Raw genomic sequence first — 9212 nt, forward strand, 5'->3', positions numbered from 1 at the left:
CTTACAGAACGTCTGGCGGTACCTCCACTACGAATATGTGGCGACGCCCCGCCGAGGCGAGCGTCGCCTCTGGTGGTGGCCGTACAAGGAGTTCGTCAATATGATTCGACGTGCTGCGTGGACGGCCCTCGCGGTGCGTCGGGCCGTCCCCGCGAATCGGCCACCTGACGACCGATTTCACCGCTAACCACCGACCGAGCAAGCCAGCGGAGTGAGTGGCGACGCTGTCGCGTCGGCGGCTAACCGCCGCCGACAGCGACAGCTCTCCATCGATCCGTCTGTGATTCTCTCGTCGAGACCGTCAGTACAACCGCTTCGACACAGAACTCAGACCGCAGAAACAGCTATGCGAGGATGCTTTGTGAGGTACTGATATTACGTTCAACGTACGACAGGGGAACTCGCTAATCGGCTACGTTGGATTCCCAGAAGAGACAGAAGACGGAATCGCCACCTTCGAGCAGTGGAACGAGAACAGTGTTCGTTCGCGTTACGAGGATGTCATCGAAGAGATCGAGCTCCACGAGGAATACAGCGCGTTCCCTAAAAAGGCTGAAAAGCATCGACAGAACGCACTCGCACTGCTCCGAGAGTACCGCGAGGAACTGGACGAAGACATTCTCGCTGATTTCCGCGACATCGTAGATGGTGTTACCGACGACGACCTAGAGAATTACACCCCATTCCACTGGGTACTTGAGTTCGCAGAAGTGTATGCTGGAGGAGGATTCGACGTAGTTGTTGGGAATCCCCCATGGGACATGCTTACGCCCGACCGGGATGAGTATTTCACTCGATATGATGAGTCGTTCTCTGGGTTATTACCGGAGGCAAAGCAGGCACGCCAAGAGAAGCTCCTTGAGCAGGAATCCATCTCTAAGGGCTGGAAAAGATATAAACACGAGATAGAAATCGTCACCGAGTACTTCCACAAATCAGTCGACTACCGGATGCAGCAGCCTACTATTGCTGGAAAGCAACAGGGAACTGAGAATGATTTGTCAGCACTCTTTCTTGAGCGGGTGTTCCAGCTTTCAAAAGCTGGTGGGTATACTGCTCAAGTACTCCCAGGAGCGATCTTCAACGGAGTATCTACAAGAGATCTCAGAATGGAGTTGCTGGATGAAACAACAATCCAGTCGTTGGTTACTTTTGAGAATCGAGGTATTTTTGAAGAGATCGACACCCGATATAACTTCGGCGTCATCGCGTTCAAAAACGAAGGGCGGACAGAGGAACTCAAAGCGACGTTTCAACAGACCGATGTCGGTGTTTTGGAGAACCTCGAAGAAAGCGCACTAACTATCTCTCGTCGTGTCTTGCGTGAGTACTCCCCAGAAGCCCGGATATTTCCATATGTACAATCCCAGCAGGAGGTTGATGTTCTCGATTCAATTCTGGCTCATGAGCCCATTGGTGACAACTCAAGCGACAGTTGGTACTGTACCCCGTATAGGGAGTTAGACAGAACAAATGACTCAGATCGGTTCGTTGAGGATGAATCTGCGGGGGATTACCCAGTCTACGGTGGAAGCAATATCTATCAATTCCAGTACGATCCATCTTTTGTCGACATTGAGGAACCGGAGTTCTGGAGCGTAGACGAAGACTCAGATCCAGACAAGAGCGCCAAGCGTCGGATCAAGGAAAAGAAAGTGCGGGGACTCAAGCGGAGTCTCTATGATGCGTACGATGGCTCTGGTTCGCAGAAAGGATTCGTCAACGATCTTCTAAACGAACACAGAGGTGAACCTCTGTCACCCGACGACGTACTTCTTGATTGTACGGAATATCGGATTGTGATCCGAAACATTGCCCGTGCCTCTGATGAGCGAACGATGATTGCGTCAGTAATCCCGCCTGGTGTCGTCTGCCACCACGCGATCAATACGTTCAGCCGGTTTGAGGTAGATCCGGAAGACGACGACCTGTCAAAGAGTCCACTCCACTCTGTGTATAAACCCATATTCTCTGATCGTGAGCTATTCTATGCGTTAGGGGCAGTCAACAGCATTCCGTTTGACTTCCTCATGCGGACAAAAGTGGATAGCAACTTGGTGATGTATAAGATCGAAGAGTCACAGGTTCCCCGGCTCACCGAAGGTGACGACTGGTTCGAGCATATCTGGACACGAGCTGCGAAACTCAACTGCTACGGTGATGCGTTCGCGGAGATGCGCGATCGTCTCGACATCAGTGCTGCGACGTCACCGGATGAACGTGAACGGATCCAGGCAGAGCTCGACGCCGGTGCGTTCCACGCATATGGCCTCGATCGTGAGCAAACGGAGTTCGTGCTCGAAGACTTCTACCAGGTACAAAATCCACGTCGGATGACAGACGAGTACTTCGATCTTGTGCTCGAGAAGTACGACGAGCTCGCGCCGTAAATTCTAGAACTACCGTCCGGAACACCATCCGGAACTAATTTAACCCGGCCACGTCATGCGATTGGCGACCATCCGTAACCATCCGGAACACCCTGTGGGACTCTCAAGAGGGATGACTGACCACCGCAGGGTATGGCCTCGAAGCCACCCGTCCACGGAAGCAGCGCACGCACCGAAGAGTTCACTGTCGACCTCGTCGCCGAAAGCATCCAGACCGGCACCTGCCCGCACAGCGCGAGCGTCGTCGTCAGCGTCGACGCGAACCACACGCTCCGCGTCGAGATTGAGGCGGCGAACGAACTGAACTGGGAGCTCGACGCGCGGATCGTCGACAGCTCGCTGGAGATCGTCCGCGCGTTCAACGACGGCGACGGCGTTCCCGACGAGGTGATTCCCAACTGGGTCGAGCGCGTCGCCGGCGTCGTCGGCGAGCGCCTGGAAGGGGATCGGTGATGGCGGACGCCGTCTTCCCCTACCCCGGCGGGAAGAGCCGCTTCGCGTCGTGGATCCTTGACCAGACGCCTGAGCACACCTGCTTCGTGGAAGTATTCGGAGGCGCCGCCGGCGTCCTCGCGAACAAGGATCCGGAGACGAGCGACGTCGAGGTGTACAACGATCGCGACGGCGACCTCGTCCAGTTCTTCGAGGTCCTCCGCGACCGCCACGAGGAGCTGGTCGCGTGGCTCGACCGGACGCCGTACTCGCGAGAGATTTACGACGAGTGGGCGCACAAGTTCTTCCACGGCTACCGGCCAGCCGACCCGATCGAGCGCGCTGGCCAGTTCTTCTACCTCCGGTACACGCAGTGGGGAGGGAAGTACGACTCGCGATCGGGGTTCGGGACGTCGAAGGTCCGGAGTCTGGCGCTCTCGTATGCGAATAAGGTCGACCGACTCGACGAGTTCGCCGAGCGGTTTCGGGACGTAATCGTCGAGAACCTCGATTGGTCCGACGTCTTCGAGAAGTACGACGGCCCGGGCACCGTGTTCTACTGCGACCCGCCGTACGTCGGCTACGAGGACTACTACCTCGTGAACACGATCGACCACGAGGCGCTCGTCGACGGACTTGCTGGACTGGAGGGTGACTGGATCTGTTCATACGAGGACCTCCCGGAGCGGTTCGAGGACGTGTACGTGCTCGACCGCGACGAGAAGCGGTTCATCAACAACGGAAAGCGCGGGTCGTCGAAGGAGGCCAAGGAGCGACTCGTGATGAACTTCGATCCGGAGGAAGTGTGACTACGTCAGCGATGCTCGTCGATCCAGCGACAGAGTGCGGAGACGGTCTCCCGCCCGGTGAATCGCTTCCGGACCAAGATTACGCCGCCTTGTCAGCGTCGTCGAACCACGGAACGTCGGGCACGCCTACCTCGTCCGGGTCCTCGTCGGTGACTGCCTCGCCAACCTCGGTGTGTAGGGCCACCGCCTCGTCGAGCATCTCCAACGCCTCTTCCCGGGTGTCACCGCACGAGGCGACGCCGAGACCCTCGTCGATCGCGGACCAGCCGCCCTCGTCCTCCTCGATCAGGCGGATCTCGCGGCCACTACTCATGGCTGGTAGTAGTGATGAACCCAGAATAAGCGTTCTGTCGCCGTGGGTCAGAGAGTTCGTCTCTCCCAAACGACTACCAAGCCGGTCGGCTCGCCAAGACGAGAAGTCCCATCGCAACAGCGAAGAGACCGTATCCGAACAGTTTCACCGCTCTCACGCCGGAGGAGGAGCCAACAGCGAGGGAGAGAACCCCACCGCTGAGTATCACAATGGCCCAGATTATGAACTGATACAATTCATCCACATTTCGAGGTGTGGGTACTCTCGTGGCCATTGGCGGTCCTTTGAGCTGGTACTACTCCTCGGCGCTGTTTTTGATGAACTCTCGTCCGTCGTTAGTGATCCACCAGACGATGGTGCGTCCACCATCTTTCGATTCCAAGAGATCACGGTCGGCGAGCGCATGAAGACGAGGGAGCGTTCCCTGATTAGAAAATCCGATCTCATCTGCTACTTCCCCAGTGAAGAGGACGGGGTCCTCCGAGTCCAGAAATATCTGGAGAATCTCTCTATCTTCCACTGTTTCTTCCCGTCCACCTGGCATCAATCACGATTCTGTACCGAGGGTACATATTATCAGGTGTTAGATATCTTTTCACTAGAAACTATGCTCTCAATAGAAAGCAGTTTCACAATAACAACTAAGTGCCCTCCCTTCAGAACGTGTAACTACGGAAGCACTCTCGCGGACCCGTCGCTCGTCGATGGGTCCCATCGCAGCACAAATGCGGACCCCGAGTTGGGGCTCGGGTCCGCGTGGGCTTCCGTGTTCCAGGCACGAAAGCCATGTCAGCAAACCCGTCCGGGGACCTTCAAGGTCCCGGCACAGACCACGGCGGTATCGTTCTCACTGGCGACAGCGACGCTTGTCCGGGGTGCGGTCGCCCGCTCTCGACGCACGGCTACGCGTTCGAGGGCTTCGGCGGTCGCGCCACGCTGTCACCGTGCGGCCTCGACGTCAGCGGCGTTCCGCTCCGGAACCTGCTCGACGCGATCGGCCGAGACACCTCGCAGTTCACAGACGCATGAGTTCCGACTCCACCACGCCGACGACCGACCCCGAGACGCACCGCATCCGCCACACCGACCTCACGATGTTCCAGATCGACATCCTCGCTGTCTGCGCGCGGCTGGAGTCCTCGCTGGGCGAGGTGAAGGGCCTCGCGATCAAGGACGGCCTCGAAGACGTCATCGGGAAGCCGGTGAACCACGGGCGCCTCTACCCGAACCTCGACGAGCTCGCCGCGAAGGGGCTCATCGAGAAGGGGAAGATTGACGACCGGTCGAACTTCTACCGCGTCACCGAGGAGGGGTTCCGCGTCCTCGACGAGCGCCGCGACCACATCGCGCGAGCGATCGACGGAGGCGCGTGATGCCGGGGAACTCGCACGCCGGCACCGTCGCGGAGCAGCTGGCGATCGCGGAGGCCGACGGCGACGAACCGAACGTCGTCGAGGTGCCGATCACGCTCCACCGGAACGACCAGGGCCTCCACGCGTGGGTCGACGAGAGCGCGGTCGGCGACGAGGTCGCGAACGAGATCGACATAGAGGAGATCGAGCGCCGGCTGTTCAACCGCTTCCCGGAGATCCTCTTACAGAACGCGGAGGAGAACCTGACGCCGGAGTGGTGCCGGAAGCCGGAGGACGCACCGCGGGTCGCGCTCGCTGAGTACTACCCCGACGTCGACCGCCTCGGCGGCGTCGCGGTGTCGATGGACCAGCGCGCCCAGTGGGCGATGATCCCACGGAACGACGGAGGCGAGTCAGCGTGAGCGAATCCGAATCTCTCGCCCGGACCGACGACGTGAAACCGTGGCCGCCGCGGCTCGATGACGTTCGCGACCTGGAGGCGATCGTCGACGCGCTCGACGAGCATCCCGACGTCGTGGAGTACCATCAGGAACCGGACCATCGGGACTTCGCGACCCACCTCGTCGTGCGGGTGGGCGGTGACAGGCCGTCGACGACGGACCTGAGCGATCTCTACCGAGCCCATGACCTCCGGTCGACGTGGGCACACATCCACCCGACGGGTGACCTCGCTTTCGGCATCGAGGCGAAGCCCCCGGAGGAGGTGCGCGATGCGTAGCTTACAGGAAGTGCCCGTGGTCGACGACGCTGTCGAGATCGAGATCGTCGAGTTCGCCGAAGAGCATCGACTTGATCTCTTCGGTCTGTTCGTCGCTCCCGTAGGCTCGGTGCTCCGAGAGCGCCTCGTGGAGGTGATCGAGTCGATGCGAGCAGTCGGAACAGCAGACGACGACCGGACCCATCGGGAACCAGTCGAGGTCGCGCTCCTCCTCGAGGTACTCCCGGTAATCGGGCTTGAGGTCGAACACGGAGGGACGGCCGGGGATCGTGTCTCCGCAACGAGCGCAGGTGTCGGGGACTTCGTCGGTCATGATAGCTCGCAGTTGTGCGATCACCAGTATCAGTCTTCGGGGGGTGTTGCGGCGTGATCGACCTCGACGAGTTGAGCGACGAGGAGATCGAGGCGGTCGTGAACACGAAGATGTTCCAGAAGGCGCTCGCGTACCGGCGCCTCTCGGACGGTATCAACGTCCTCGAAGACGAGGGACAGGTCTTCGAGTCGATGGTGAACGCGATCACGAAGCAGCACTCGCAGGTGCGCTCGGAAGACTCGACGCGCGAGTTCTTCCGGCTGTTCCGCGACGAGGTGGAGACGTTCACCGAGGAGATGGAAGCCGAGAGCGACGGCGCCGACGCCGGCGACCTCTCGGACATCATGATCGACGGGGACGACCGATGACGGACCTCGACCTCGCATCGGACCGCGTCGACGAGATCGCTGATGAACTCGACCTCTCGGACCGGGTCACCGAGCGAGCGAACGAGCTCGCTGAGGCCGCGGATTTCCAGTACCCGATCAACCGCTCGCCGAGCGTCGTCGCCGCCGCGAGCGTGTACCTCGCCGGCGTGCTCTACGACGAGAAACGCTACCAGCACGAGATCAGCGAGGTCGTCGACGTCTCTGAGGCAGCCATCGGCTCCTGTAATCAGGAGCTGCTCGAACACGAGGGGTACGGCGACTTCCCGAGCGAGGACACGGCCGCCGATGTAGCCGAGCGCGATGAGGGTCTCGTCCGCCGGATCAGGGAGGTCATCCGAGGATGAGCGGGAGCAACATCGAACGCCGCGTCGTCGACGCTGAGCGCCCACTTACGGGGGTAACGTACGGGCCGACGGTCGACGACGACGGCTACGTTCTCACGCTGATCACGACGGACGGCCCGCTTGAAGTCGAGTTCGACGACAAGGCGATGTACCTCCTCTGGACCGAGGTCAAGGGCACGCCGTGGCCGGACCCGCCGACGTCGACCGAGCGGGACCTGCTGGTGAAGCGTCTCGTCGAGCTTGCGAACGGCGCCGACGAGGAGATGGTGCGCGAGGCGATCCGCGCGCTCGGAGGTGAGCGGTGAGGGACGACGAGTACGAGGCGCCGGCCGCCGGCGATGAGCTCATTCCGATGGCGCCGCGGGAGGCGTTCGAGATCTGGCTCGAACGGCAGGAGATGGACAAGTCCGAGAGCACGGTCCAGAGCTATCGCTACCGAGTCAGGCCGTTCGTCGAGTTCCTCGAAGAGGAGGGTGTCGACAACCTGAACGACCTGAACGGGCGCCACGTGCTCCGGTTCGACTCGATGCGCCGGTCCAGCGGTGACATCCAGAAGAACACGCTGAACAACCAACTCGGGACGATCCGGCAGTATCTTGAGTTCGGGATCAGAGCGAACGCGGTCGAGCCGGCGGTCGCGAGTCAGGTCGACATCCCGCAGCTCTCGAAGGATGAGCGGATCAACCGCGAGAAGCTCCCGACACAGCGTGCGAAGGACATCCTCGAGTACCTCGGCCGGTTCGAGTACGCGAGTCGCGACCACGTCCTCGCGTTCCTGCTGTGGGAGACCGGCGCCCGCGCGGGTTCGCTCCGAGCGCTCGATCTGGAGGACATCTACCTCGGAGAGGACGACCTCGATCGGTTACGGTATCAAGAGGACCTCGACGTCGGCGAGTCCGTCCTGGAAGAGATCCTCGGCGGCGTTGAGCTGCCGTTCGTCTACTTCCGTCACCGTCCGGACGAGGACACGCCGCTAAAGAAGAAGTACGGCGGCGAGCGCCCGGTGAACATCTCGGAGGAGCTCGGTGAGGTCCTCCGAGACTACATCTGGTATCGCCGCGTGGAGGGGTCCGACGAGAACGACCGGAAGCCCCTGCTCACCTCGAAGAAGTCGCCGGGGAGGATCACCGTCTCCGGCATCCGGATCCGGGCGTACGAGCTGACCCAGCCGTGTCAGGTCGGGAAGGAGTGCCCTCACGACCGCGACCCGGCCGACTGCGAGGCCCGCGTCCACGGTCAGCAGTCGCGTTGTCCGTCGGTTCGGTCGCCGCACAAGTGGCGGACGGGCTCGGTGACGTGGCATCGCGACCGCGGATGGGCGCCCGAGGACATCGCGACGAAGATGGCGACCTCGGTGGAGCTCGTGAACAGCGTCTACGACCAACCTGAGAAGCTCCGGCGAATGGCGATCCGCCGAGAGAATCTCGACAAACTATACGAATAATGACACTCAAAACCTCCGAAAATCGGATGGAGTACAACTCAGACCGTGTCGCTGTCCTCAGCGGTCCCATAAAAATTCTGACTGGTTTCCATTGCCACCAGTCTCAACCCTATCAAGCGCCTGAAAACCGCATTCAGGGGGGTGCGCTATGAACCGCCAGATCGGCGGTTCAGTCGACGGCCGATCATGCCGGTACTGCGACCGGCACGTGTCGGATCGCTTTTGTGCCGTATTCGGCGACGAAGACGGAGTCGCACACCGCTGTCTCGGATGCGACTGCTTCCGTCGCATCAGCCGCGGCAGCGCCGCAGGCGTCGACGTCGACCTCGTCGACCCCGCTGAGGACCCGAACCGTAACCGTGGCCAGCGTGTCGGCGCCCCGCTGCGCGCTGACGGAGGAAACCGATGAGCCGTCCACGAAGCCAGCCGTGGTACTCGGGTGCTCATCGAGCCCTCGAACCGGACGTCGGTCCCGTCGACGAGCACGTGATCTGTGAGTGCGGTCACTGCGACCGGGAACAGAGCTACCGTCTCCCCTGGCCCGTGATCGGTGGCGACATTGCGTATTGCGAGTACCACGTCGCCCGGTACCGCGCACACAATCCCGAGATCTGGGAGCGTGTCCGCCGCCTCGACGGTGTCGACGATCCCCGCATCTACCCAACCGTCGGCCACCGATCTCTGACG

The 9212-nt window shown here is 60.8% G+C and carries 15 protein-coding genes and 2 pseudogenes; 14 read left to right on the forward strand and 3 right to left on the reverse strand.

Features of this window, described 5'->3' with window-relative positions; all coding sequences use genetic code 11:
- The 4 genes and pseudogenes from AMR74_RS18160 to AMR74_RS16835 form a co-directional block, all read left to right on the forward strand.
- Nucleotides 1-187, forward strand: a pseudogene (locus AMR74_RS18160) (ISH3 family transposase); the annotation flags it as partial.
- A 394-nt stretch (nucleotides 188-581) separates the two neighbouring features.
- Complete coding sequence (locus AMR74_RS18295; RefSeq protein ID WP_394324746.1) at nucleotides 582-2390, forward strand: Eco57I restriction-modification methylase domain-containing protein; 1809 nt, start codon at nucleotides 582-584, stop codon at nucleotides 2388-2390.
- 132 nt (nucleotides 2391-2522) lie between these two features.
- Nucleotides 2523-2843, forward strand: a complete 321-nt coding sequence (locus AMR74_RS16830; protein WP_053773215.1) for a hypothetical protein — start codon at nucleotides 2523-2525, stop codon at nucleotides 2841-2843.
- Entirely contained in the window at nucleotides 2843-3631 is a 789-nt protein-coding gene (locus tag AMR74_RS16835; protein WP_053773216.1) for a DNA adenine methylase, read from the forward strand. The genes AMR74_RS16830 and AMR74_RS16835 overlap by 1 nt, the downstream gene beginning before the upstream one ends.
- 79 nt (nucleotides 3632-3710) lie before the next feature.
- On the opposite strand, the gene AMR74_RS16840 is transcribed toward AMR74_RS16835, so the two are convergent.
- Nucleotides 3711-3944: a type II toxin-antitoxin system HicB family antitoxin gene (locus AMR74_RS16840; RefSeq protein WP_053773217.1), complete on the reverse strand. Its 234-nt coding sequence runs from the start codon at nucleotides 3942-3944 to the stop codon at nucleotides 3711-3713.
- Nucleotides 3945-4239: 295 nt separating this feature from the next.
- Entirely contained in the window at nucleotides 4240-4464 is a 225-nt protein-coding gene (locus tag AMR74_RS16845) for a hypothetical protein (protein WP_240471241.1), read from the reverse strand.
- A gap of 266 nt (nucleotides 4465-4730) precedes the next feature.
- Here AMR74_RS16845 and AMR74_RS18165 point away from each other — a divergent pair, with 266 nt between their 5' ends.
- Genes AMR74_RS18165 through AMR74_RS16860 form a run of 4 tightly spaced genes read left to right on the forward strand, consistent with a single transcriptional unit; the run spans nucleotide 4731 to nucleotide 6035 of the window.
- Nucleotides 4731-4973, forward strand: coding sequence for a hypothetical protein (locus tag AMR74_RS18165; RefSeq protein WP_077152463.1), 243 nt, complete (start codon nucleotides 4731-4733; stop codon nucleotides 4971-4973).
- Nucleotides 4970-5317, forward strand: coding sequence for a PadR family transcriptional regulator (locus AMR74_RS16850; RefSeq protein ID WP_053773219.1), 348 nt, complete (start codon nucleotides 4970-4972; stop codon nucleotides 5315-5317). The genes AMR74_RS18165 and AMR74_RS16850 overlap by 4 nt, the downstream gene beginning before the upstream one ends.
- Entirely contained in the window at nucleotides 5317-5718 is a 402-nt protein-coding gene (locus AMR74_RS16855; RefSeq protein ID WP_053773220.1) for a hypothetical protein, read from the forward strand. Before AMR74_RS16850 ends, AMR74_RS16855 begins: the two co-directional genes overlap by 1 nt.
- Nucleotides 5715-6035: a hypothetical protein gene (locus AMR74_RS16860; RefSeq protein ID WP_053773221.1), complete on the forward strand. Its 321-nt coding sequence runs from the start codon at nucleotides 5715-5717 to the stop codon at nucleotides 6033-6035. Before AMR74_RS16855 ends, AMR74_RS16860 begins: the two co-directional genes overlap by 4 nt.
- 1 nt (nucleotide 6036) lies before the next feature.
- Here the strand turns inward: AMR74_RS16860 and AMR74_RS16865 are convergent, their stop codons facing one another.
- Nucleotides 6037-6348 carry a hypothetical protein gene (locus AMR74_RS16865; RefSeq protein WP_053773222.1) on the reverse strand — a complete coding sequence of 104 codons (312 nt, stop codon included), beginning with the start codon at nucleotides 6346-6348 and terminating at the stop codon, nucleotides 6037-6039.
- Nucleotides 6349-6401: 53 nt separating this feature from the next.
- On the opposite strand from AMR74_RS16865, the gene AMR74_RS16870 reads away from it, so the two are divergent.
- The 6 genes and pseudogenes from AMR74_RS16870 to AMR74_RS18880 form a co-directional block, all read left to right on the forward strand.
- Nucleotides 6402-6716, forward strand: a complete 315-nt coding sequence (locus AMR74_RS16870; RefSeq protein ID WP_053773223.1) for a hypothetical protein — start codon at nucleotides 6402-6404, stop codon at nucleotides 6714-6716.
- Nucleotides 6713-7081, forward strand: coding sequence for a hypothetical protein (locus AMR74_RS16875; protein ID WP_053773224.1), 369 nt, complete (start codon nucleotides 6713-6715; stop codon nucleotides 7079-7081). The genes AMR74_RS16870 and AMR74_RS16875 overlap by 4 nt, the downstream gene beginning before the upstream one ends.
- Nucleotides 7078-7386 carry a hypothetical protein gene (locus AMR74_RS16880; RefSeq protein WP_053773225.1) on the forward strand — a complete coding sequence of 103 codons (309 nt, stop codon included), beginning with the start codon at nucleotides 7078-7080 and terminating at the stop codon, nucleotides 7384-7386. Before AMR74_RS16875 ends, AMR74_RS16880 begins: the two co-directional genes overlap by 4 nt.
- On the forward strand, nucleotides 7383-8525 hold the full coding sequence (locus AMR74_RS16885; protein WP_053773226.1) for a tyrosine-type recombinase/integrase: 1143 nt from the start codon (nucleotides 7383-7385) through the stop codon (nucleotides 8523-8525). Before AMR74_RS16880 ends, AMR74_RS16885 begins: the two co-directional genes overlap by 4 nt.
- Nucleotides 8526-8673: 148 nt before the next feature.
- Nucleotides 8674-8934 (forward strand): DUF7563 family protein, encoded by a 261-nt coding sequence (locus AMR74_RS20100; protein ID WP_077152254.1) that lies wholly within the window; start codon nucleotides 8674-8676, stop codon nucleotides 8932-8934.
- A pseudogene (locus AMR74_RS18880) lies at nucleotides 8931-9212 on the forward strand (hypothetical protein); the annotation flags it as partial. The gene AMR74_RS20100 and the pseudogene AMR74_RS18880, both read left to right, overlap by 4 nt.

The sequence above is a fragment of the Halorubrum tropicale genome (assembly GCF_001280455.1).
Classification (GTDB): domain Archaea; phylum Halobacteriota; class Halobacteria; order Halobacteriales; family Haloferacaceae; genus Halorubrum; species Halorubrum tropicale.

Coding starts and splice junctions, on each gene's coding strand:
- AMR74_RS18165 (WP_077152463.1), top strand. CDS start 4,731: ATGTCAGCAAACCCGTCCGGGGACCTTCAAGGTCCCGGCACAGACCAC.
- AMR74_RS16830 (WP_053773215.1), top strand. CDS start 2,523: ATGGCCTCGAAGCCACCCGTCCACGGAAGCAGCGCACGCACCGAAGAG.
- AMR74_RS16835 (WP_053773216.1), top strand. CDS start 2,843: ATGGCGGACGCCGTCTTCCCCTACCCCGGCGGGAAGAGCCGCTTCGCG.
- AMR74_RS16865 (WP_053773222.1), bottom strand. CDS start 6,348: ATGACCGACGAAGTCCCCGACACCTGCGCTCGTTGCGGAGACACGATC.
- AMR74_RS20100 (WP_077152254.1), top strand. CDS start 8,674: ATGAACCGCCAGATCGGCGGTTCAGTCGACGGCCGATCATGCCGGTAC.
- AMR74_RS16855 (WP_053773220.1), top strand. CDS start 5,317: ATGCCGGGGAACTCGCACGCCGGCACCGTCGCGGAGCAGCTGGCGATC.
- AMR74_RS16875 (WP_053773224.1), top strand. CDS start 6,713: ATGACGGACCTCGACCTCGCATCGGACCGCGTCGACGAGATCGCTGAT.
- AMR74_RS16850 (WP_053773219.1), top strand. CDS start 4,970: ATGAGTTCCGACTCCACCACGCCGACGACCGACCCCGAGACGCACCGC.
- AMR74_RS16840 (WP_053773217.1), bottom strand. CDS start 3,944: ATGAGTAGTGGCCGCGAGATCCGCCTGATCGAGGAGGACGAGGGCGGC.
- AMR74_RS16880 (WP_053773225.1), top strand. CDS start 7,078: ATGAGCGGGAGCAACATCGAACGCCGCGTCGTCGACGCTGAGCGCCCA.